The 20,918-nt window shown below is 67.2% G+C and carries 22 protein-coding genes; 11 read left to right on the top strand and 11 right to left on the bottom strand.

The window, feature by feature from the left end; all coding sequences use genetic code 11:
* Positions 1-25 precede the first annotated feature (25 nt).
* From OVA06_RS03250 to OVA06_RS03230, 5 genes are all read left to right on the top strand, one after another.
* The gene (locus OVA06_RS03250; RefSeq protein WP_268156269.1) at positions 26-496 is read left to right on the top strand and encodes a hotdog fold thioesterase; all 471 of its coding nucleotides are present in this window, start codon (positions 26-28) and stop codon (positions 494-496) included.
* 7 nt (positions 497-503) lie between these two features.
* Complete coding sequence (paaK, locus tag OVA06_RS03245) at positions 504-1,880, top strand: phenylacetate--CoA ligase PaaK (RefSeq protein WP_268156267.1); 1,377 nt, start codon at positions 504-506, stop codon at positions 1,878-1,880.
* Positions 1,881-1,943: 63 nt separating this feature from the next.
* Positions 1,944-2,588, top strand: a complete 645-nt coding sequence (locus tag OVA06_RS03240; RefSeq protein ID WP_268156265.1) for a TetR/AcrR family transcriptional regulator — start codon at positions 1,944-1,946, stop codon at positions 2,586-2,588.
* Between the two features lie 116 nt (positions 2,589-2,704).
* Complete coding sequence (locus OVA06_RS03235; protein ID WP_056076156.1) at positions 2,705-3,010, top strand: hypothetical protein; 306 nt, start codon at positions 2,705-2,707, stop codon at positions 3,008-3,010.
* 208 nt (positions 3,011-3,218) lie between these two features.
* Positions 3,219-3,956 (top strand): hypothetical protein, encoded by a 738-nt coding sequence (locus OVA06_RS03230; protein ID WP_268156262.1) that lies wholly within the window; start codon positions 3,219-3,221, stop codon positions 3,954-3,956.
* Between the two features lie 258 nt (positions 3,957-4,214).
* Here OVA06_RS03230 and paaZ read toward each other — a convergent pair whose 3' ends face one another.
* Positions 4,215-6,323 carry a phenylacetic acid degradation bifunctional protein PaaZ gene (gene paaZ / locus OVA06_RS03225; RefSeq protein ID WP_268156260.1) on the bottom strand — a complete coding sequence of 703 codons (2,109 nt, stop codon included), beginning with the start codon at positions 6,321-6,323 and terminating at the stop codon, positions 4,215-4,217.
* A gap of 114 nt (positions 6,324-6,437) precedes the next feature.
* On the opposite strand from paaZ, the gene OVA06_RS03220 reads away from it, so the two are divergent.
* Positions 6,438-6,869, top strand: a complete 432-nt coding sequence (locus tag OVA06_RS03220) for a PaaI family thioesterase (protein ID WP_268156258.1) — start codon at positions 6,438-6,440, stop codon at positions 6,867-6,869.
* A 105-nt stretch (positions 6,870-6,974) separates the two neighbouring features.
* A complete protein-coding gene (locus OVA06_RS03215) occupies positions 6,975-7,682 on the top strand; it encodes a DUF4397 domain-containing protein (RefSeq protein WP_268156256.1) in 708 nt (235 codons plus the stop codon).
* A gap of 67 nt (positions 7,683-7,749) precedes the next feature.
* Here OVA06_RS03215 and OVA06_RS03210 read toward each other — a convergent pair whose 3' ends face one another.
* On the bottom strand, positions 7,750-9,906 hold the full coding sequence (locus tag OVA06_RS03210; protein ID WP_268156254.1) for a S1 family peptidase: 2,157 nt from the start codon (positions 9,904-9,906) through the stop codon (positions 7,750-7,752).
* Complete coding sequence (locus OVA06_RS03205) at positions 9,903-10,601, bottom strand: tyrosine-protein phosphatase (RefSeq protein WP_268156252.1); 699 nt, start codon at positions 10,599-10,601, stop codon at positions 9,903-9,905. Before OVA06_RS03205 ends, OVA06_RS03210 begins: the two co-directional genes overlap by 4 nt.
* 180 nt (positions 10,602-10,781) lie before the next feature.
* On the opposite strand from OVA06_RS03205, the gene OVA06_RS03200 reads away from it, so the two are divergent.
* Complete coding sequence (locus tag OVA06_RS03200; protein ID WP_268156251.1) at positions 10,782-11,663, top strand: SGNH/GDSL hydrolase family protein; 882 nt, start codon at positions 10,782-10,784, stop codon at positions 11,661-11,663.
* A 25-nt stretch (positions 11,664-11,688) separates the two neighbouring features.
* Here the strand turns inward: OVA06_RS03200 and OVA06_RS03195 are convergent, their stop codons facing one another.
* The gene (locus OVA06_RS03195; RefSeq protein WP_268156249.1) at positions 11,689-12,297 is read right to left on the bottom strand and encodes a GNAT family N-acetyltransferase; all 609 of its coding nucleotides are present in this window, start codon (positions 12,295-12,297) and stop codon (positions 11,689-11,691) included.
* A gap of 74 nt (positions 12,298-12,371) precedes the next feature.
* Here OVA06_RS03195 and OVA06_RS03190 point away from each other — a divergent pair, with 74 nt between their 5' ends.
* Entirely contained in the window at positions 12,372-12,605 is a 234-nt protein-coding gene (locus OVA06_RS03190; protein WP_056076498.1) for a DUF6480 family protein, read from the top strand.
* Positions 12,606-12,629: 24 nt separating this feature from the next.
* On the opposite strand, the gene OVA06_RS03185 is transcribed toward OVA06_RS03190, so the two are convergent.
* From OVA06_RS03185 to OVA06_RS03165, 5 genes are all read right to left on the bottom strand, one after another.
* On the bottom strand, positions 12,630-13,526 hold the full coding sequence (locus OVA06_RS03185; protein ID WP_268156245.1) for a 3-hydroxyacyl-CoA dehydrogenase family protein: 897 nt from the start codon (positions 13,524-13,526) through the stop codon (positions 12,630-12,632).
* 7 nt (positions 13,527-13,533) lie between these two features.
* On the bottom strand, positions 13,534-14,337 hold the full coding sequence (locus OVA06_RS03180) for an enoyl-CoA hydratase/isomerase family protein (protein WP_268156244.1): 804 nt from the start codon (positions 14,335-14,337) through the stop codon (positions 13,534-13,536).
* Positions 14,337-15,563 carry a thiolase family protein gene (locus tag OVA06_RS03175; RefSeq protein ID WP_268156243.1) on the bottom strand — a complete coding sequence of 409 codons (1,227 nt, stop codon included), beginning with the start codon at positions 15,561-15,563 and terminating at the stop codon, positions 14,337-14,339. The genes OVA06_RS03180 and OVA06_RS03175 overlap by 1 nt, the downstream gene beginning before the upstream one ends.
* A 121-nt stretch (positions 15,564-15,684) precedes the next feature.
* Positions 15,685-16,359 (bottom strand): pentapeptide repeat-containing protein, encoded by a 675-nt coding sequence (locus OVA06_RS03170; protein ID WP_268156242.1) that lies wholly within the window; start codon positions 16,357-16,359, stop codon positions 15,685-15,687.
* Positions 16,356-16,817, bottom strand: a complete 462-nt coding sequence (locus tag OVA06_RS03165) for an SRPBCC family protein (RefSeq protein ID WP_268156241.1) — start codon at positions 16,815-16,817, stop codon at positions 16,356-16,358. The genes OVA06_RS03170 and OVA06_RS03165 overlap by 4 nt, the downstream gene beginning before the upstream one ends.
* A gap of 152 nt (positions 16,818-16,969) precedes the next feature.
* On the opposite strand from OVA06_RS03165, the gene OVA06_RS03160 reads away from it, so the two are divergent.
* Entirely contained in the window at positions 16,970-17,146 is a 177-nt protein-coding gene (locus OVA06_RS03160; protein WP_045729318.1) for a CsbD family protein, read from the top strand.
* A gap of 125 nt (positions 17,147-17,271) precedes the next feature.
* On the opposite strand, the gene OVA06_RS03155 is transcribed toward OVA06_RS03160, so the two are convergent.
* A complete protein-coding gene (locus OVA06_RS03155; RefSeq protein WP_442793514.1) occupies positions 17,272-18,342 on the bottom strand; it encodes a DNA polymerase IV in 1,071 nt (356 codons plus the stop codon).
* A 66-nt stretch (positions 18,343-18,408) separates the two neighbouring features.
* On the opposite strand from OVA06_RS03155, the gene OVA06_RS03150 reads away from it, so the two are divergent.
* A complete protein-coding gene (locus tag OVA06_RS03150) occupies positions 18,409-19,143 on the top strand; it encodes a dienelactone hydrolase family protein (protein ID WP_268156239.1) in 735 nt (244 codons plus the stop codon).
* A gap of 92 nt (positions 19,144-19,235) precedes the next feature.
* Here the strand turns inward: OVA06_RS03150 and OVA06_RS03145 are convergent, their stop codons facing one another.
* The gene (locus OVA06_RS03145; RefSeq protein ID WP_268156237.1) at positions 19,236-20,696 is read right to left on the bottom strand and encodes an amino acid permease; all 1,461 of its coding nucleotides are present in this window, start codon (positions 20,694-20,696) and stop codon (positions 19,236-19,238) included.
* Positions 20,697-20,918 lie beyond the last annotated feature (222 nt).

The following is a 20,918-nucleotide window of genomic DNA, read 5'->3' as shown; positions in this document are numbered from 1 at the left end:
TAAATAAAGCTGGAGGCAATGACGCATGGCTGAAGCAACACTCTCCGGGGCCACCCACCCCATCCTGGAAAACGACTACGCCTCCGAGTGGATGGGCATCGAGGTCCTGGCGCTCAGCGACGGCCACGCCACCATCCGGATGGCCCTCCGGCAGGAAATGCTCAACGGCTTCGGCATGGCCCACGGCGGAATGATCTTCGCCTTCGGCGACACCGCCTTCGCCCTCGCGTGCAACCCGATCAGCCCCGCGCCCGCCGAGGAAAACACCATCACCGTTGCCTCCGGCGTCGACATCAATTTCCTTAAGCCGGCCTTCCGCGGCCAGGTCCTCACCGCCGTGGCAGACCGCCGGTCCAGCGCCGGCCGCAGCGGCCTCTACGACATCCAGATCTTCGCCACCGATGCCCACGCCCCCGGCGCGGACCCCGGCACCAGCACCCCGGGCGAGCTCATCGCCGAGTTCCGCGGACGCAGCCGCACCATCCCCAAGAAGTAGGAAAACCATGACCCTGCATGCCCCCGAAACCCCTGCCGCTGACGTTTCCACGCAGCCTGCCGCCGCCGGCATCGACCCTGGCCTGGACCGCGAGGAGACCATCTCCCGCGACGAACTCGAAGCGCTCCAGCTCAGCCGCCTCCAGCACACCGTCTCCTACGCCTACCAGCGCGTGCCGCTGTACAAGCGCAAGTTCGACGACGCCGGCATCCACCCGAGCGACCTCCGCGAGCTGGCCGACCTCGGCAACTTCCCATTCACCACCAAGGACGACCTGCGCGCCGAATACCCGTTCGGCATGTTCGCCGTGCCGCAGAGCGAAGTAGCCCGCATCCACGCGAGCTCGGGCACCACCGGCCGGCCCACCGTCGTCGGGTACACCAAGCAGGACCTGGCCGACTGGGCCAAGCTGGTGGCCCGCAGCTTCCGCGCCGCCGGCATCCGCCCCGGCATGAAGGTCCACAACGCCTACGGCTACGGCCTGTTCACCGGCGGCCTGGGCGCGCATGCCGGCGCCGAGGCCCTGGGCTGCACCGTGATCCCGATGTCCGGCGGCCAGACCGAACGGCAGATCCAGCTGATCCAGGACTTCAAGCCGGACGCCATCCTGGCCACGCCCACCTACCTGCTCACCATCGCCGACGCCATGGCGCACATGGGCATCGACCCCGCCTCAACGTCACTGAAGTTCGCCGTCCTGGGCGCCGAGCCGTGGACGCAGGAGATGCGGCACGAACTCGAGGTCATGATGAACATCAAGGCGTGCGACATCTACGGCCTGTCCGAAGTGATGGGCCCGGGCGTTGCCGGCGAGGCCGTGGAGACGCAGGACGGCAGCCACATCTGGGAGGACCACTTCCGCCCCGAAATCATCGATCCCTTCAACCCCCTGGCGGGCAAGGAGAACGTCCTGCGGGACGGCGAACACGGCGAACTTGTCTTCACCTCGCTTACCAAGGAAGCCTTGCCGATCATCCGCTACCGCACCAAGGACCTCACCCGGCTCCTGCCCGGCACCGCCCGCCCTGCACACCGCCGGATGGGCCGCATCACCGGCCGCAGCGACGACATGATCATCCTGCGCGGCGTAAATCTCTTCCCGTCCCAGATCGAGGAAATCGCCCTCCGCATCCCCGAGCTCAGCCCGCACTTCCAGCTCGAGCTCACCCGCCCGGAAGGGCAGCGGATGGACCAGCTGACCGTCCGGATCGAACGCCGGGACGCCGTCACCATTGAACAGGGCACGACGGCGGCACGCGCCTTGAAGGAGCAGATCAAGATCCACGTGGGTTCTTCGTGCACGGTGGACGTGGTGGATCCCGGATCGCTTGAGCGCTCCAACGGCAAGCTCCGCCGCATCTACGACATGCGGCCCAAGGGATAGACGGAGCCGGCGGGCCCGGGCCCCGGTCCGGGCCGACCGACCGTTCATGAGAAACTAGCCACTATGCCCAGCCAGACCACCAGCACCAACGGCACAGCCGCCAACGGATCAGCCAAGCGCGGCCGCCCCGGCTATGACCAGCAATCCGTGCTGCGCATCGCCGTCGACGTCTTCAACCGCCATGGCTATGACGCGACGTCCATGGGGATCCTCGCTGACAACCTGGGCATCTCCAAGTCGGCCATCTACCACCACGTGCCGTCCAAGGGCGACCTGCTGAAGCTCGCCCTGGACCACGCGCTGGGCGGGCTGGAGTCCATCCTGGAACAGCCCGAGGCCACCGCAGGCGCCGCCGACGCCCGGCTGGAGTTCGTGCTGCGCCGCACCGTGGCGGTCCTTGTGGAGCGTTTGCCGTTCGTCACCCTGCTGCTGCGGCTGCGGGGCAACACCGAGATCGAGCGCAACGCGCTGGAACGCCGCCGTACCTTCGACCACAAGGTAGCCGCACTGATTTCCGCCGCCCGGGATGAGGGCTCACTGCGCCAGGACATCGACCCGCGAACGGTTACCCGCCTCCTGTTCGGCATGATCAACTCCATTGTGGAGTGGTACAAACCCGGCGGTTCCCTGAGCCCCGGGAAGCTCGCGGACGACGTCATCACCATGGCCTTCGACGGCCTGCACGGGCACACGGCCCCCACGGCCTGACCCGACGGCCCATCCCCACGGCCTGACGCACCCCCCAAGTAATAAGGGTGCTTGGTATTTTCCCTGCTTCGAGGCTACGGTGGTAGAAAGCCACTGATGACAGGGAGGTAGGGAAGATGAGCACCCACAAAGAAGAGCCCGACGCAGGATTCATCGTCCCGGATCCGTCCAAGATCCGGGAGGACGTCCCCGGGGATGCGGGCGACGAAGCAAACGTCATCCGCTTCAGCGAGGAGCAGGCCCTGATCGAGGAGCAGTCGCACGGCATCCGGCCGGACACCTACAGCGTCCCCGCCGGCGGCCCCACCATGGACGAGGCCCGCGGCAACATGGACCTCTCCGACCGCAGCGAGTCCGGCAAGGGCACAGGCCGCGAGGATGACAGCAGCGACGACGGCCTGCACGGCGGCGCCGAGTCCTGACGCTCCCGCACTGAACCAGGGGCGGCAATCCGCCCAGGTGCGCAGCAACTTCCAGGCCCGGCGATGGGCAGCCCTGCCCATCGCCGGGCCTGTTCTTGCGCCGTACACTCGAAACCACCAACCGCAGAAAAGCCTTGGCATCTCTGCGGCCCAATAAATCCATACGTTATAGTTACTCGAGTTCGCATCACATCATCAGGGGGAAATCATGATCAGGAACCGCACTTCTTCGCGCCCATTTACCGCCTTGGGCGTCGCCGCCGTCCTGGGGCTGGGCCTGTCCGCTTGTGCAGCAGAGGCGCCTGCGGCCTCCGAAACCCAGCCGTCAACCGAAGCGGCCACATCGGCTTCGGCGTCACCCAGCAGCTCCGCCAGCGCGTCTGCTGCCGCGCCTGCCGGCGCCTCCGGAACCGCAAAGGACCTTACGGCTCCCGGGACAAAGCTCGGCCTGGGCGAAAAGGCAGTCACCCACACCAACACGGGCAAGGATCCGGCTGACGCCAAGTACACGGTAGCCACCTACACCACCAGCGTCACGAAGATCACGGCCGGAGCCGAAGCCGATCTCGCCGCCCTGAAGGATGCTGCGAAGTTCGCCGGGCAGACGCCGTACTACGTCTTCACCGAACACACCCTGGACAGCCTGAGCAAGCCCTCCGCCGGCATCAGCGAACCCCGCCTGAACGCGCAGCTGAAGGATGGGACGGATGCCCAGAAGCTGATCATCATCGGCTCCCTGGACCAGTGCCCCACCAAGCGGTTTGAAACCACCGGCTCAAGTGACAACCTGAGCTACAAGGTGGGCAGCACCATGACCTCGTGCCAGGTCTTCCTCGCACCCGCCGGGGACGAGATCGTCTCCGCGGACTACGCCGATTCCGGCTTCAGCTACGCAAGCTCCAGCGACAACCCGTACCGCAAGAACCCGATCGTCTGGTCCAAGTAGGGACCGGCCCGGCCGGCCAGCGGGCCGGGCGGCAAACCGACGCAGGGGCGCCCCGATCCGACCGGAGCGCCCCTGCTGCTGTTAATGCTTCCTAGACCTGGTAGTCGGCTGGCCGTTCAGCCGCTCGTTGACGCAGAGGTGGTTGTGGCTGTGCTCATCTTGAGGGTCATGCGGCCACCTCCTACGAGGCAAAATTTTACGCCGGGGAGCCGCGAAACACCCTCCCCCTTTAATCCCGGTGCGGGGTTTGGGGGGCGGCTACTTCTCGACGAGGGTGAGGACGTCGTAGGTGGCCACGATCTCGTCGTCTTGGTTGGTGAGGACCGCGTCCCAGGCCACCTCGCCGTATTCGTCAGTCTCACGCGGGGTGATCTTCTTCGCCGTGAGGGTCACCCGGATGGAGTCGCCGGCGGCAACAGGGGTGATGAAGCGCAGGTTCTCGAGCCCGTAGTTGGCCAGGACGGGGCCCGGCGCCGGCTCCACGAACAGTCCGGCGCCCCAGGCCAGCAGGAGGTAGCCGTGCGCCACGATGCCCGGGAAGAACGGGTTGGCTTCGGCTGCTGCCTGGTTGGTGTGGGCGTAGAAGGTGTCCCCGGTGGTGTTGGCGAAGGCCGTGATGTCCTCCAGGGTGACCTGCCGCAGGTCAGAGCGGACGGCATCGCCGATGCGCAGGGTCACCAGGTGCTTGCGGAACGGGTGCGTCCCCTCGGTGTCCACAGTGAAGTTGCGGTCCGCCCCGGTGTGCCAGATGCCGGTGACGGCGGTGAGCATGTTGGGTGAGCCCTGGATGGCGGTGCGCTGCATGTGGTGCAGGACGGAGCGGATGCCGCCGAGCTCCTCGCCGCCGCCGGCGCGGCCGGGACCGCCGTGCACCAGGTGCGGGACGGGTGAGCCGTGGCCGGTCGAGGTGCGGGCGTCTTCGCGGTTCAGCATGAGGACGCGGCCGTGGTGCGCGGCAATGCCGGTGACCAGTTCACGGGCCACGTCGGGATCGTTGGTGCACACGGAGGCCACCAGCGAGCCGCCGCCGCGGGCTGCCAGCCGGACGGCGTCGGCGAGGTCCGAGTAACCCACCACGGAGGAGACCGGGCCGAAGGCTTCCAGCGAGTGCAGCGCCTCGGCTTCGGGGTTGTTCCAGTTGAGGACCACGGGGGCCATGAAGGCGCCGGCGTCCACCACGCCGGTGGTTCCGTCGGCCGAGGTGACCGACGGCGAATCGAGGGTTCCGTACGCAAGCTCACCGCCGGCGTCGAGCATGGACTGCACGGCCGCCCGGACGTCCTCGAGCTGTTCGACGGACGCCAGCGCACCCATGGTGACGCCTTCGGCGCGCGGATCGCCCACCACCACTCGCTCCTGGATGCGCTTGCCGATGGCGGCGGAAACCGCGGACACCAGCTCCTGCGGAACGATGGCGCGGCGGATGGCGGTGCACTTCTGGCCCGCCTTGACCGTCATCTCGGTGACCACGGATTTGACGAAGGCCTCGAATTCCGGGGTGCCCTCCACCGCATCGGGGCCGAGGATGGCGGCGTTGAGGGAATCGGTTTCGGAGGTGAAGCGGACGCCGCCCTCTACAACGTTCGGGTGCGCCTTCAGGGACTTGGCGGTGGCGGCGGACCCGGTGAAGGACACCAGGTCCCGGTAGTCCAGCACATCCAGCAGCCCGCGGACGGAGCCGGAGACCAGCTGCAGTGACCCCTTGGGCAGGATGTTGGACTCCACGATGGCCTTCACCACGGCAGCGGCAACGTAGCCGGTGGGGGTGGCGGGCTTGACGATGGTGGGTACGCCGGCGATGAACGCGGGGGCGAACTTTTCCAGCATGCCCCACACAGGGAAGTTGAACGCGTTGATTTGCACTGCGACGCCGGGAATGCGCGTGTAGATGTGTTCGCCGGCGAAGGAACCGTCCTTGGACAGCACCTCCATGGGCCCGTCCACCACCACCTGCGAGTTGGGCAGTTCGCGCCGGCCCTTGGAGCCGAAGGTGAAGAGCACGCCGATGCCGCCGTCAATGTCCACCATGGAATCGATCTTGGTGGCGCCCGTCTGGTATGAGAAGCCGTAGAAGTGTTCACGCCGGGCGTTCAGGTACTGCGCCAGCTCCTTGAGCTTGAGGGCGCGCTGGTGGAAGGTCAGCTTGCCCAGCTCGGCCTGGCCGGTGGTGCGGCCGAATTCCACGGCCGCTGCGAGGTCAAGTCCGTCGGTGCTCACCTTGGCCAGAAGCTCGCCTGTGCTGGCGTCGCGCACCGGGGTGGCAGCGGCGGAGCCGGTTTCGGGCGTCCACCAGGAGTCCATAATGAAGCTGGGCACCGTCTCCACGGTATCGAGCGTGGCGTGGGGCGCTGTGGCAGTGGTGGTCATCGTTGACGGGTCCTTCCAACAAAAGGGGCAGACAAACGGTGAATCATTACTGACCGTCCGTTCGGTAATATAAGTACCATACAGGAATGTCCCCGCAGCGCACTAGGAGAGCACATGAGCGACGCCGCCCCGCACCACTCCCCCACAGAGCACGAACTGTGGAAGATCACCCTCGGTGAGCTCGACGAGAAGATGGGGGTAAAGATCCTGGAGGAGTCCGTGGAGAGGGTGGTGGCTACCATGCCTGTAGAGGGCAACCGGCAGTCCTTCGGCCTGCTGCACGGTGGTGCGTCCCTGGCGGTGGGCGAGGCCGTGGGGTCCTGGGCGGCGGTCATCCACGCGAGCACCCTGGGCAAGACGGCGGTGGGCATCGACGTCTCCGCGACGCACCACCGCTCGGCCCGGGAAGGCCAGGTCACCATCACGGCCACGCCGATCCACCTTGGCGGCACGCTGACCACCCACGAAGTACTCATCACCAACGAGGCCGGCCAGCGGCTCTGCACCCTGCGCATCACCAACCTGCTGAGGAAGCACAAACACTAGGGACCAAAAATGTTTCCGGCCCTGCATCCAAGGACCCCGTTCCCGCGGTATTAAGCGCGTAAGCACAAACAGCCCGGCCACCGGGCATCCTCCAAGGAGTTTGACATGCGCAAAATCAGCTACGCCGCCGGAGCACTTTCACTCGCCGCTTCGTTGGCCTTCGCCGCCCCCGCCCACGCCGGCGGATGGCACCATGATGACGACCCCGCGCTGCTATCCGTACTTCATGGCGTTCCCGGCCTGACCGTGGATGTGTGGGTCAACGGCGCCCTCACGCTGGATGACTTCACGCCCGGCACCCTGGCAGGACCGCTGGAACTGGCCGCCGGCGACTACCAGATCGCCATCACCGCTGCCGACGCCACCAGCGCCGACAACCCGGTCATCGGCCCCGTGGACGTGGAGCTCGAAGAAGGCAGCAACTACACCGCCGTGGCCCACCTCAATGCCGACGGCGCCCCCACCGCTACGCTTTTCACCAACGACACCAAGGCTCCCCGCAACGACCGCAAAGGCAAGCTGACCGTCCGGCACGTAGCGGCTGCTCCCGCCGTCGACGTTCTGGCCGGCGGAAAAGCGGTCATCGAGGGTCTGAGCAACCCGGATGGGGCCACGCTGAAGCTCAAGGCCGGCACCTACTCGGCATCGGTGGCCGCAGCCGGCACCACCGATCCTGTGATCGGCCCGGCGGACGTCACCGTCGAGGGCGGGAAGAACACCATCGTTTACGCGTGGGGAAGCCTCGCTGACAAGACCTTGAAAGTGGCTGTCCAGGTGGTTGACGGCGCGAACAGGTGGCACGGCCACCACTGACCGCCGGCCACGCCGCTTTCCTGCGCCGGAAGGGCGGGACGCTTTCCGCGTCCCGCCCTTCCGCTGTCTATTTGGCCGAACGCCGGCTCCGGCGGCGCACCAGGACTGTCAGGATGATCCCGACGGCGAGCGCCGCGGCCGCTGCCATGGCTGCGGGAATCAGCCCCGAGGGTCCGGTGTTCGCCAGATCGGCGGGTGACGTACCGGCATCGAAAGGTACGACGACGGTGCCGGCGTCCGCGGGCGGTTGCGGTGCCGCGGGGGCGGGCGCAGCCGGGGCGGGCGCAGCTGGGTCTGCGGGGACGGCCGGAACGGGTGCCGGGTCCGCGGGCACGATGGGATTGGGTTGCTCCGGTGCGGGCGGTTCCGGGGCAGGGTTGCCGGGGGCAGGCTGCTCCGGCGCAGGCGGCTCCGCAGCTGCCCGGGCAAACTCAAACTCAACTCCCCCCGAGGTGCTGAAGCCGTTAGCCGTCTCCGCCGTAAAGCGGAGGGGCCCGTTGCCCTCGGGAGCGGTGAAGCTCCACGTTCCTGCGGCGTCCACCGGGACCTCCACCGGGTCCTTGCCCTCCACCGTGATCTTGACCGTGGAGCCTGGGGCGACGGCGGAGGCGGGGGCTGCCGGGACGTTTCCGCTGATGGCCTGCCCGGGTTCGTAGGTTCCGCCGGGCGCGGGCGAGCTGACGGCCGGCTTGTTGAGGAACAGTTCCAGCTGGTAGCCGGGAAGGACCGCCAGGCTTTCGGAGAGGGTGGCGCCCACCGCGAAGTTGGCGGGTGCCGGCTCGCCGGGCGCGGGAGGCGCGTCACCCGCGGCATGCGTTCCCACGGCGTAGTTGCCGCTGACGTACGGGCCTCCGGAGTCGCCGCCGCTGGACTGGACGCCATAGGAGAGGAATCCGCGGAAGGCACGGAGGTCGGTGGGGTCTGCGGCAAAGTCCGGGCCGGGCACCACGTAGATTCCCACGGCGTCCACGGTGCCGCAGGACCAGGCCGAAGTCCGGCCGGACCGGCAGATGGGCATGCCCAGGACCGGATCGGCGGTGCCGATGATCTTCACATCCGGGCCGGGCTCCGAGGGATCACCCCAGGTACTGGCGGCGGGCAGCGGATCGAGTCCCTCCGGAATGTTGTGGATCACCGAGATGTCAGTGCCCACGTTTCCGGGGTTGTCGGGGTCCACGGGGTTCTCAATGATGCGGGAGTTGCCGGGGCCGCCGAACTGGCTGAACCCGAACTCGCCCAGCTGGTCCTTCCGGACGAACTGGAACTCGAGGGTTGCCGTTGCCGCCTGCCCGTCCGAGGCGCAGTGCCCTGCGCTGAGGACGGCAGGCAGTCCCGCGGGATCGAAGGCGGAGAACCCGGTGGAGCAAATCCAGCCGGTATCAGCGATGTAGCCGACGCCGCCGGGAACGTCGGCCTCGGATCTGAGGGGGGCGGCGCCGTCGAGCTCCACGTTGGCGTACCGGGCCACGAAATCGGCCGGCGATACCCTGCCGGAGCCGCCGGCCGCCGTCGTTCCTGTTGCCGCTCCTGCCGTGGCTCCGCCAGCGGTTCTTGCGGCAGCGGTTGTTGCGTCAGTGGTTGTTGCGTCAGCCGCCGCCGTGCCGGACGGTCGGGCCGACTCGGGTGCGTTCAGCGCCCCGGTGCGGATAACGAACTTCCCGTCCGCGGCCATGACTGCCTGCAGGCCTTCGGGGCCGACGTCGCGCACGTATGCCTGGAAGAGCTGCTCGGTGCTGACCGCCAGCTGTGAACCCTCGCCGGCTTCCCCGCTGGATTGCGCGCCGCCGCCGGCACGCCGGGCCTGCGGGGCCTCTACGGCGAGGTCCGGAAGGGTCCCGGCCAGCGCTGCCACTTTGGCGAGGAACTCCGGACCGGATCCGGTGACCACCACGTGCCCGTCGTCCAGCCGGATGCCGGCGTAACCGGGGACGTCACGCAACTGGGCGGCCGCGGCTGCCGCCTGGGCACCAAGCCCGCCCGCCGCGGTGAACTGCTCCCGGGTGAGTCCGAGGTCCCGCTGGACGGCGTCGTCGAGGGCGGCCTCCGACAGCCCGGAGCCCTGTGTTCCGGCGACTGGTGTTCCGGCGGCGGGGGCCTCCGGGGACGCCGTGGCTGCGGCCTGGCCGTCGGCGGCCCATGCCGGCGCAGCCACGTAGGCCGACGAGACCAGAATGCCTGCAACGGCACCCAGGGAGAGATACCTGCGCACTGACGCCGGGCTCATCGGGCCACACCCGCCCCACACAGGGACAGCACTGCGTCGAGTTCGGCCCCGCTGAGTCCGTTCTTCAGGAGGTAGCTACGGCTGTCCAGGGTCCGCACGAAGTCCACCACGGCTTCCCCGCGCCGCTCCAGCAGCGGCGCCAGTTCGTCGTCGGCCAGGTAGCGTTCCCGGTCATGCGGCGGCCCATGGGTCCGGTACCGCTCGTTGATGCCACGCGCTGCGCGCCGGTAGCCCTCGGCGATCTGATGGTCCGAGTCCCCCGCGAGGTCCTGCACCATGGACGCCACCAGGCCGCTGCGGTCACGTCCCGCGGCGCAGTGCAACACCACCGCTCCCCGGCCTGCGGCGTCGGCGAGCGCGCGAAAGACTGCCACGATCCTGTCCGGGAACAGGCGGGCGTTGTCTGCGTAGTAAGCAGGATCGTTCAGGTAGGGGCCGGTCAGTGCGGCGAACTGCTGGTGGTTGGCTGCCTCCGTGGGAGCCGACACCACGGCCAGGCCGTGCAGCGCGGCCGCAGGTACCACGGGATCGGTGTTCCGGCGCCGGGCTTCCGCCGCGTTACGGAGATCCACTACCGTGCGGACGCCGTCGTCGTACGCCTGCCGCCAGCCGGCTTCCGTGAGCCATTCCCGCCGGCCCATGCGGTACACACCGCCGGCAACATGCCAGGCATTGACAGCACCATCCCAGTCCATGGACCCGCCCGCTTTCTCCATCCGCACAGCTAACCACAAGCCTGTGAACCCCGCATGTCACAAACGGGTACCGGGACGGCGAAAGCCGCGTACCCTTCACCCGTGCAAACGGGGTTCTCCCGGAGGTACCGTCGGAGCTGTCTGCCCTCAGTCCGAGGTCATGTTCAAGGGAGAATTGCGATGGGTACTACAGCATTACGACGGCGGCTCCCGGCTTTTGCAGCCGGCCTCGCCACCTTGGCCCTGGCTCTTGGTTCCGCGGCCCTGCCCGCGGGCGCGGCACCGCCCGTCAAGGATGTCGACCTCGTAGCGGTCGGTGACTCCTACACCGCCGGGGTAGGGGCGAGTGCCCCGGACATAGCCCCTTGCACCCAGGCTGGAAGGGGCTATGTCGATCTGCTCAAGGCCCTGTCTGTCGTGGACGACGACAGCACCAACGCTGCCTGCGCCGGGGCCGTCATTGTCGACCGGCCGTCCGACACCGCGCCCAGCGTGCTGGAGCAAATTACGGCTCTGACGGCGTCCGGCACACTTTCCGTCCGGACCGAACTGGTCACCCTGACCGCGGGCCCGAATGACATCAACTTCACCGCACCGCTAGCCACCTGTGCACGATTTACGCTCGACGTCTGTGCCCAGGCAATCCAGGAAGTCCAGGCCAAATTTCCCGCCCTGCAGGCCGACCTGGTGGAAGCCCTGATTGCCATTCGCAGAACGGCGCCCCACGCGACGATAGCGGTCTTTGGATATCCCCTCCTTTTTGATCCCGCAGGCGGCCCATCCCTGCTGACCCCGGAGGCGCAAGAGCTGGTCAACGCGGGCACCCGGGCCCTCAACAACGTCATAGCGCAAGCGACGGATGCCCCCAGAGTGAAGGCCAAGGCCGTGTACGTCGACGTCACGGAGGCATTCGCGGGGCACGCCGTGAACTCCGAGCGGTCGTGGATTCACCTTGGGTCGCTGGAGGACCCCCAGAATTTCCACCCCACCCCGTTAGGGCATCAGGCCTACGCAGATGCCCTTCAAGACGCTGTGAACCTTAACAAGCTGGCACGGCCGTAACCGCCACCCCTCCCCAGCCTGGGGTTTACCCGCGCCGGTCCAGGCGGTACTCCAGGCCGGCGCGGACCATGGGCCATTCGTGTTCCAGGATGGAGAACACCACGGTGTCCCGCAGCAGGCCGTCGCTGGTCCGGGAGTGGCTGCGGAGGACGCCGTCCTGCTTGGCGCCGAGCCGGGCGATCGCCTCGCGGGACTGGTGGTTCAGCCAGTGTGTGCGGAACTCCACGGCCGGGCAGCCCAGCGCCTCGAAGGCGTGCTGCAGCAGCAGGAGCTTGGAGTCCGGGTTTGTTCCGCTGCCCTGTACTGACGCCGCGTTCCAGGTGGAGCCGATCTCCACGCGGGGAGTGCCGGCGTCGACATTCATATAGGTGGTCATCCCGATGACCCGGCCCGGCCCGCCGGTCTCCGGGTCGATCAGCCGTGTGGTGAACGGCAGCATGGACCCCTGCTCCTGCAACGCCAGGCGGCGGCGGATCTCGGCCGCCATCCCGGCGGGAGACGGCACGGAGGTGTACCAGAGTTTCCACAGCTCGCCGTCCTCGGCCGCCTCCACCAGCCCGTCGTGATGGGTTGGGTCGAGGGGCTCGAGGATTACGTGCCGGCCGGTCAGGGTAAGGGGCTCAAGGAAAGTCACTGCACCAGCCTAGGACCAAACACCGGGGCCGGTTACGCTGGGGAAAGCCCCAGACCGCGAGCAAGGGAGTTAACGTGTCAGGAACCAATCCGGACCCGGAGGACGACAAGATCACAGGCCTGGAACCCGGCGGCGGAGTTCCCCCGGGTGAAACCCCGCCCGGGGAAGGCTCGGTGGCGGGCACCCAGGAGCCCCGGCAACCTGGTTCCGGAAGGGGCCAGCAGATCTTTTGGCTTGGAGCCATCGGCGCAGGCGTCCTGCTGTTCCTGCTGTATTTCATCGGCTACATCGTCGGGTTCTTCGACTAGGCACCGCACCTCTCCAGGATTGCCTTAGCTGGGCCAGTCGAAGAAGCCTTTGCCCGTTTTGCGGCCGAGTTCGCCGCGGGCCACCTTGTCGCGGAGGATCTGCGGCGGGGCGAACCGCTCACCGAGGGTGGCTTGCAGGTACTCGGCGATCCCCAGCCGCACGTCCAGGCCCACGATATCGGTGGTGCGCAGCGGCCCCGTCGGGTGCTTGTAGCCCAGGACCATGGCGTTATCGATGTCCTCCGCCGACGCCACACCCTCTTCAACCATCCGCATCGCCTCCAGTGCGATCGCCACACCCAGCCGGGACGACGCAAAGCCCGGCGCGTCATTGACGACGACGGCGGTCTTCCCCAGCGCCGCCACCCACTTTTTGGCGGCGTCGGCGAGTCCGGGTGCGGTGTGTTCGCCGAGCACCACCTCAATAAGGGTGGACGCCGGGACCGGGTTGAAGAAATGCAGCCCCAGGAAATTGCCGGGCCGCTGCAACTCCCGCGCCAGGCCGTTCACCGACAGCGAGGACGTGTTCGACGCCAGGTACGCCTCCGGCGCCAGCCGCTCCTCGATCCCGCGCAGCGAAGAAACCTTCAAATCCCAGTCCTCCGGCACCGCCTCAACCACCAGTTGCCGGTCCTTGAACGCGTCATAGTCCACGCCCACCGTCAACCGGGAAGCCATCTCATCCAGGTTCGCGTCCACCACACCCCGCTCGATGCTCTTCGCCGCGGCGGACTCCACCCGCTCCCGGGCAGCCTCGGCCGACTGCTCATCACGCTCCACCACCAGCACCTCGGCGCCCTTGACCAGGAACGCATGCGCAATGCCCGCACCCATCCGGCCACCACCCAGGACACCCACGAAATGGGGCAGGTCAGTGGAAAGATCAGCGGGCCGGCCAGAAGGAATTGCAGTGTTGCTCATCGGTTTTCTACTTTCCGTCAGCGGTGTCGGAGGATGCAGCCTTCTTGGCCGCGTTGCGGTCCAGGAACTTCTGCATGCGGTCGAACTTGGCCTGCGATTCGAAGAGGATGCCCTGGGCCAGCTGGTCGATCAGCGGGTGCGCTTCCGCCGGGGCATGGAACACGGACTTGGTGATCCGGACGGCGAGGGGGTCCTGCCGGGCGATGCGGTCCGCGAGGCTGTGGGCGGCGCCCAGGAGCTCCGCGGGGCTGTGGATCTCTGTGATGAGGTTGACGGCCAACGCCTCGTCGGCGCCCAGCACTTTGCCCGCAAGGAGGATCTGCTTGGCCACTGGCTCCCCCACCAGCTCCTTGAGCCGCCAGCTGGCGCCGGCCGCGGCCAGGATCCCCAGCCCGGTCTCCGGGTTGCCGATTTTGACGTCCGGAGTTCCGATGCGGAAGTCAGCCGCGTAGGCCAACTCCGCGCCGCCACCCAGGCAGTATCCGTCCACAGCCGCGACGACCGGCATCGGCAGCTTGGCGATGCGCACGAAAATGGTGGAGTTGATCCCCTGCAGGGCATCGTCCCGCCGCCGCTCACGGAGCTGGGCGATGTCGGCGCCGGAGGCGAACACCCCGTCCACGCCGGCGATGATCAGGACCTTGGGGTTCTGTTCCAGGGCAGCGCAGACGGTGTGCAGCTCATCCACCATCTGCTGGTCGATGGCGTTGCGCACCTCGGGGCGGTTCAGCAGGACAACCACGCGGTCGCCCTGCTCCTCCACCAGGAGCGCGGAGAACTTCTCGGCCGCCAGATCCACTGCGCCCGGCATCAGATCTTCTCCAGCAGCATGGCCGTGCCCTGTCCGACGCCCACGCACATGGTGGCAAGGCCCAACTTGGCATCCTCGCGTTCCATACGGCCAAGCAAGGTGATGGCGATCCGTGAGCCGCTGGAACCGAGCGGATGGCCCAAAGCGATGGCGCCGCCGTCGTTGTTCACAATGTCCGGGTCCAGGCCCAGCCGGCGGATGCAGGCAAGGGACTGCGTGGCAAAGGCTTCGTTAAGTTCGACGGCGGACAGGTCACCGACGCTCAGGCCGGACCGCTTCAGGATCTTCTGCGTGGCCGGGACCGGGCCGATGCCCATGATCTCGGGCTCGCACCCGGCCGAGGCGCCGTCGATAATCCGGGCACGCGGTGTCAGGCCGAGCCGCTCGATGGCCGCTTCGGACGCGATGATGATCGCGGAGGCGCCGTCATTCAGCGACGAGGAGTTCCCGGCGGTGACTACCGATCCGCCATGCGCCACGGGCTTGAGCTTCGCCAGCACCTCGGCGGTGGTGCCGGCGCGGGGACCCTCATCGGTATCCACCACGGTTTCTGCCTTACGGGTCTTGACTGTGACCGGGACGATCTCGTCCTTGAACCGGCCGGCTTCGATCGCGGCAAGTGCACGTTCGTGCGAGCGGACGGCAAAGGCGTCGGCGTCCTCGCGGGAGATGCCGTCCACCCGCGCCACTTCCTCGGCGGTTTCAGGCATGGCATAGGTCATCTTGCCGTCCCGGGACAATGCGCCGTGCTGGAACTGTGGGTTGGTGAAGCGCCACCCGATGGAGGTGTCGAAGATCTGCCCGGGCTTGGCAAAGGCGGCACTCGGCTTCTCCTGCACCCACGGCGCCCGGCTCATCGACTCGACGCCGCCTGCGATCACGATGTCCGCGGCGCCGGCTTTGATCATGTGGCTGGCCTGGATGATGGCGCTCAACCCGGACGCGCAAAGCCTGTTGACGGTAATTCCGGGGATGTGCACCGGCAGCCCGGCCAGGAGGACGGCCATCCGGGCGACGTTGCGGTTCTCTTCACCGGCGCCGTTCGCGTTGCCGAGGATCACTTCGTCGATGCTGTCCGGGTCCAGGCCGGCGCGTTGCACGGCTTCACGGACCACCAGCGCGGCCAGGTCATCGGGCCGGACCGCCGAGAGCGCACCTCCGTACCTGCCCACCGGAGTCCGGACTCCGCCTACCAGGAAAGCCTGCGGACCTGCGCTTGCAGCCATGGAAACACCCTTCACGCGATTAACAGCACTGTCACCGGCGGCCGGCAGGGCGACCTGCGCCACTTACCGACCGTTCGTTCTGTAAATAGTACACGGCAGGCCCGGCGGCGCGTAGTCCCACTTAGATGACGGTGATACCCAGGTGTGCGGCCAGCAGCGGCGCCAGCAGTCCCAGCTGGTATTCGTCCATGACGACGCCGGCCATGTTGCCGATGCCGCTGACGCTGCGGAAGTCAGCGCCGCGGAGATCGAAGTCTTTGAGTTTGGCGCCGGTTAGGTCCAGCGCTCCGATGGTGCAGCCCTTCAGCGCCACCCTCATTGCCGCTGCCGAGCCGAGGTCCAGTTCGTTGATGATGCAGTCGGTGATCAGCACGTCCGTCAGCTTCGCCCCGCGCAGGTTCAGGTAGTCCAGCTTGCCGCCCTCGATCCGGACGGACTGCCATCCGCTTTCGTAGAGTTCGGCCGAACCGAGCCGGGGGTTGCTGATCTCGACGTCCCGCCAGGTGCTGCGGGCGGCACGGAAAACGGGGGCGTACAGCTCACTGATGACCGTGTCGCGGAATCCGGCGCCCCGGAGTTGGGCTTCGTTGAAGGAGACGCCCTGAAGTTCGCACTCAGAGAAGTCGGCGCCGGAGAGCTCCAGCCCGTCTGCGTCCAGGCGGCTGTAGCGGGCACCCTCGTGGCGTCCGCCGCGGCGGAAGTCCAGGCTGCGGTCCTCAAGGTCCTCAAGCCGGACCGGCGAAAGCCGCGGGGCAGTAACGGCGGCCTTGGGCCGCCTGGTTCCGGACCCGGTCACGGGGTGGATTCCGCGTTGGCCGCGATGTCCGCCAGATCCTTGGCCAGTGCTTTGCGGCTTGCCGCCATGCCCAGCCTGCCGAACACTGCGGCGAGGACCCGGCTGGCCGCCGTGGGCTTGGAGATCTTGGCCCCAAAGGTCAGCGTCAGGTCCGTTCCGCCGTCGCGGTTGGCCAGGCTGAACCTGGTGCTGTAATCCGCCCCGCCCTGGGCGGCCTTAATGGTGGTGCTGCGCGGCGGTTCAGCGCTGTCCACCCACATCTCCACGGTTTCGGACCTGCCGAACATCTTCCGGGTTTCCTTCCAGCGGGTGCCCTCACCATAGGCACCGTCCGTCAGAAGCTGCACCGCCTCCACCCCGGACAGCGTTCCGGGTGCGTTCCGAATATCCGTGATCACGGCCCACACCGTTTCCGGCGAAGCATGAATGTGCTGGGTCAGGCTGAGGCTTTGGTCCATGATCCCGAGCCTATCGCCGCGGGCGGACAAAGGCAGGGCGGCCGACCCGCCCGCGGCACTCCCGCGGCCTGCCGGGCTTGAACTAGTAAGCATGCTTCGTGTTAGTGTGAAAGGGCATTGTTTGATCGACGGAAACGAAAGGAGGCCACACCATGGGCCTCGGAGACAAGATCAGTAACGCAGCAGAAGATATGGGCGGTAAGGCCAAGGAAGCTGCTGGCAACGCAACCGACAATGACCGCCTGAAGGCAGAAGGCCAGACCGACCAGGTCAAGGCTGATGCAAAGAAGGTCGGCGAAAATGTCAAGGACGAGTTCAAGCGCAACTAGTCCTTTACCGGGGCGGCCGCAGCGAACGGCGTGCTGAACCGGTAGACAATGGCGGCGGATCCCCCGGATCCGCCGCCATTTTGCTGCCCGGGCGCCTACGGAACAATCGATAGGGACCTGGTGGGTCACCAGCCACTGCGGGTTGGCGTATGCCCCTGCCTCGAGTCGTCCGGCATGGTCATTTCAGCCCGCAGCCCCAGTAGCCGGATGGGCCGGTCCGGTTCAACCCTGCCCCTGAGGTCGAGGGCGCGGGCCAGTACCTCCGCGGGGTCGTCCGTTTCGGGAATCTTGCGGGCATAGGTTTTGGTGGTGAACGGGACGTACCGGACCTTGAGCGTCAGCCCCACCACCGGGCGCCCTTCAGCGGCAACATCCTCCAGCACCGCCGCCACCAGTTCCCGGACAGCTTCATCCACCTGCACCGGCTCGGTGAGGTCGCGCTGGAACGTGGTTTCCCGGCTGTGGCCGCGCGCCACCCATGGGGTGTCATCCACCACCGAGGAACCGCCCCCCCGCCCAAGCTGTGCGTACCAGGGCCCCATTTTGGGACCGAACTCCGGGACAAGGGAGTCCGGGTCCGCTGCCGCCAGCTGGGAAACCGAGGTGATCCCCAGCGTTGCCAGCCGGCGCGAGACCTTGGTGCCCACTCCCCACAGGTCAATGGTGGGCCGGTTTCCCATGACGTCCAGCCAGTTCTCCGCCGTGAGCCGGAAAACACCGGCCGGTTTGCCGAACGTCGTGGCCACCTTGGCGCGGACCAGGGTGTCACCGATGCCCACACTGCAGTGCAGCCCGGTGGCCTCAAACACCGCATCCTGCAGTTGACGGGCGTAGGCCTCCGGATCACTGGACTGCACGCCGACGAATGCCTCGTCCCAGCCGAGCACCTGGACGACGGCGCCGGGCCGGGAGCGCAGTACGCCCATCACCTCCCCCGAGGCCTGCAGGTAGGCCTCCTGGTCCACGGGAAGAATGACAGCGTCAGGAACTTTCCGCGCGGCAATGCGCAGCGGCATCCCGGATCCGACGCCGTAGGCCCGGGCTTCGTAGGAGGCGGTGGAGACGACGGCCCGTTCGGTGGGATCGCCACGGCCGCCCACGATCACGGGCTTGCCGGCAAGCTCAGGGCGGCGGAGCACTTCCACGGCCGCAATGAACTGGTCCAGATCCACATGCAGCACCCAGGGTTCGCCCACATGCCCCAGTCTGCCCCGCGCCGCCGCACGGTACCAGTATCCCCCGCGTGCGGCTAGCCTTGGGCCATGACGAACGTGGACCTGAGCACCGAGAGCATGGCCGCCGGCGGATCACCCTCACTGGGCGGCTACCTGGCTGTACCCGAGGGCGAGGGCCCCTTCCCCGCCGTCGTCGTGATCCATGAAGCCTTCGGCCTGGATAACCAGACCCGCCGGCACGCGGACCGGTTGGCCCGGGCCGGCTACCTTGCCCTGGCCCTGGACCTGTACAGCGACGGCGGGGCGCGGCGGTGCCTCGTGGGAACCATGCGCGCCATGGCAGCCCGCACGGGCCGGCCCTTCACGGACATCGCCACGGCCCGCACCTGGCTTGCGGAATCGGAGCTCAGCAACGGCAGGACCGGGGTGATCGGGTTCTGCATGGGCGGCGGGTTCGCCCTGCTGGCCGCCAAGGACGGGTTCCAGGCCGCATCGGTCAACTACGGACGGCTCCCCAAGGAGCAGGAGGACCTTGTGGATGCCGTGCGCGGCGCCTGCCCCATCGTGGCCAACTACGGCGGTGCGGACAGGTCCCTGAAAGGAGCGGCCGCGCGGCTCGATTCGGCCCTCGACGGGCTGGGCATCGAGCACAGCGTGCAGGAATTTCCCGGCGCCGGCCACAGCTTCCTCAATGACGAAGAGATGGGCCCGGCACTCCTCCGGCCCCTGATGCGCGTCATGGGTGTAGGCCCCGATCCGGAGTCCGCCCCGGAGGCGTGGCGGCGGATTGAGGACTACTTCGCGCGGTACTTAAGGGACTGACCCGAGGACTTGCGCAGGACGGCGGCCCGCCCTCTGAGCCTTTCGGTACTCAGGGGCGGGCCGCCGTCGTGCGTATCCGGCAGTCCGCAGCCTTAGCTGAAGAGCTCGCTCTTGGGCGCGTTGTTCTTGACCTTCTGCCAGCCCAGCCAGAGAACCACGGCGAAGAACGGGATGGTGGCCAGGGTCCACAGCCCCAGGTAGAACACCTCGCCGTCCTTGCTGGTCATGGTGTCGAAGCCGATGAGGACGGCGATGACGAGCAGGGCGATGAGGCCGGCCCAACTGGTCCACGGCGAGCCGGGCATGGGGAGGGTGGACACGTTGCCCTTCTTCTTCCGCAGCGCGATCTGGCTGGCGAAGATGGAGCCCCAGGTGAAGATCACGCCGATGGAGGCGGTGTTCAGGGCGAGGTCGAACGCGTGCGAGCCGCCCAGCCAGATGTTCAGCAGGATGCCCACCAGGTAGACGGCGCCGATGGCGAGGATGGCCATGTACGGAACCCGGCGGGTGGACATGCGGGTCAGCCACTGCGGTGCGTGGCCGTTGTTGGCCATGGTGCGGAAGATTCGGCCGATCGAGTAGAGGCCCGAATTGCAGGAGGACAGGGCGGCGGTGATGACGATCATGTTCATCACGTCGCCCATCCAGCCCAGGCCCATCTGGCCGAAGACGGTGACGAACGGGGACGTCCCGGCCTTGTACTGGTCCGAGGGCAGCAGCATGGCCAGCAGGGAGACGGAACCGACGTAGAAGACCACGATGCGGACCACGACGGCGCGGATCGCCTTGGGGACTTCGCGTTCCGGGTTCTGCATTTCGCCGGCGGTGATGCCCACCAGTTCGATGGCGTTGTAGGCGAAGATGACGGCGTTCAGCACGAGGATCATGACCAGCGCGCCCTTGGGGAACATGCCGCCTTCGTCATGGAAGAGGTTGGCCACGGAGGCGTGCCCGTCGCCCACCTTGGCGTTGGTGACCACCATGAAGGTGCCCACGGCCAGGAAGATGACAATGGCGGCCACCTTGAGGCAGGAGGCCCAGAATTCGAATTCCCCGAAGGCCTTGACGCTGAAGAGGTTCACGGCCACCAGCAGCACCAGCGCGGCGATGGCGGACAGTTCAACGGGGACGTTGGGGAAGAAGAACTGGAAGTAGAGGCCGATCGCGATGAGTTCGGCGATGCCGGTCATGGCCCAGTTGATGAAGTACATCCAGCCGGACAGGAAGGCGCCCTTGCGGCCGAACATTTCACCGGCGTAGCTGACGAACGAGCCGGAGGTCTGGCGGTACATGATGAGTTCGCCCAGGGCCCGCATCAGCAGGTAGGCGATGACGCCGGCAATGGCGTAGGAGAAGATGAGGGCCGGGCCGGTGGAGGCGAGGCGGCCGCCGGCTCCCATGAAGAGGCCGACGCCGATGGCGCCGCCCATGGCGATCATGGTGACGTGGCGCCTTCCCAGCGTTTTGCTGTAGCCCTCGGCGCTGAGGGACGGGTCGACGGCGGTGGATGCTGCCGTGCTGTTCTTGATTTCGGGCGGGGTACTTTGAGGCACAACGGTTCCTTGTGGGTTGGGGGTTGGCCGCATCCGGAAGCGAATGATCCAGCTCACATAATTCGGTCTTCAGCCGTTGGGACGACTGTTTGTGAGCGTAAGTCTTCATCTTGCCGAAGCTTCGCGCGGCCTATCCATCGTACAAGATCCATCCGGGTGCCACGTGACGCGCACTACACCAGCCGCACTACGGCTTCCCGTAAAGATACTTTTCGGTATGCC

This window comes from Pseudarthrobacter sp. SL88, from assembly GCF_026672455.1.
GTDB lineage: Bacteria > Actinomycetota > Actinomycetes > Actinomycetales > Micrococcaceae > Arthrobacter.
The sequence above is the reverse complement of the archived record's forward strand: the minus strand, read 5'-3'. Positions and strand labels throughout refer to the sequence as shown.

Coding starts and splice junctions, on each gene's coding strand:
- OVA06_RS03230 (WP_268156262.1), top strand. CDS start 3,219: ATGATCAGGAACCGCACTTCTTCGCGCCCATTTACCGCCTTGGGCGTC.
- OVA06_RS03240 (WP_268156265.1), top strand. CDS start 1,944: ATGCCCAGCCAGACCACCAGCACCAACGGCACAGCCGCCAACGGATCA.
- OVA06_RS03215 (WP_268156256.1), top strand. CDS start 6,975: ATGCGCAAAATCAGCTACGCCGCCGGAGCACTTTCACTCGCCGCTTCG.
- OVA06_RS03175 (WP_268156243.1), bottom strand. CDS start 15,563: ATGGCTGCAAGCGCAGGTCCGCAGGCTTTCCTGGTAGGCGGAGTCCGG.
- OVA06_RS03220 (WP_268156258.1), top strand. CDS start 6,438: ATGAGCGACGCCGCCCCGCACCACTCCCCCACAGAGCACGAACTGTGG.
- OVA06_RS03150 (WP_268156239.1), top strand. CDS start 18,409: ATGACGAACGTGGACCTGAGCACCGAGAGCATGGCCGCCGGCGGATCA.
- OVA06_RS03200 (WP_268156251.1), top strand. CDS start 10,782: ATGGGTACTACAGCATTACGACGGCGGCTCCCGGCTTTTGCAGCCGGC.
- OVA06_RS03250 (WP_268156269.1), top strand. CDS start 26: ATGGCTGAAGCAACACTCTCCGGGGCCACCCACCCCATCCTGGAAAAC.
- OVA06_RS03180 (WP_268156244.1), bottom strand. CDS start 14,337: ATGCCGGGCGCAGTGGATCTGGCGGCCGAGAAGTTCTCCGCGCTCCTG.
- OVA06_RS03210 (WP_268156254.1), bottom strand. CDS start 9,906: ATGAGCCCGGCGTCAGTGCGCAGGTATCTCTCCCTGGGTGCCGTTGCA.
- paaK (WP_268156267.1), top strand. CDS start 504: ATGACCCTGCATGCCCCCGAAACCCCTGCCGCTGACGTTTCCACGCAG.
- OVA06_RS03165 (WP_268156241.1), bottom strand. CDS start 16,817: ATGGACCAAAGCCTCAGCCTGACCCAGCACATTCATGCTTCGCCGGAA.
- OVA06_RS03185 (WP_268156245.1), bottom strand. CDS start 13,526: ATGAGCAACACTGCAATTCCTTCTGGCCGGCCCGCTGATCTTTCCACT.
- OVA06_RS03160 (WP_045729318.1), top strand. CDS start 16,970: ATGGGCCTCGGAGACAAGATCAGTAACGCAGCAGAAGATATGGGCGGT.
- OVA06_RS03235 (WP_056076156.1), top strand. CDS start 2,705: ATGAGCACCCACAAAGAAGAGCCCGACGCAGGATTCATCGTCCCGGAT.
- OVA06_RS03205 (WP_268156252.1), bottom strand. CDS start 10,601: ATGGACTGGGATGGTGCTGTCAATGCCTGGCATGTTGCCGGCGGTGTG.
- paaZ (WP_268156260.1), bottom strand. CDS start 6,323: ATGACCACCACTGCCACAGCGCCCCACGCCACGCTCGATACCGTGGAG.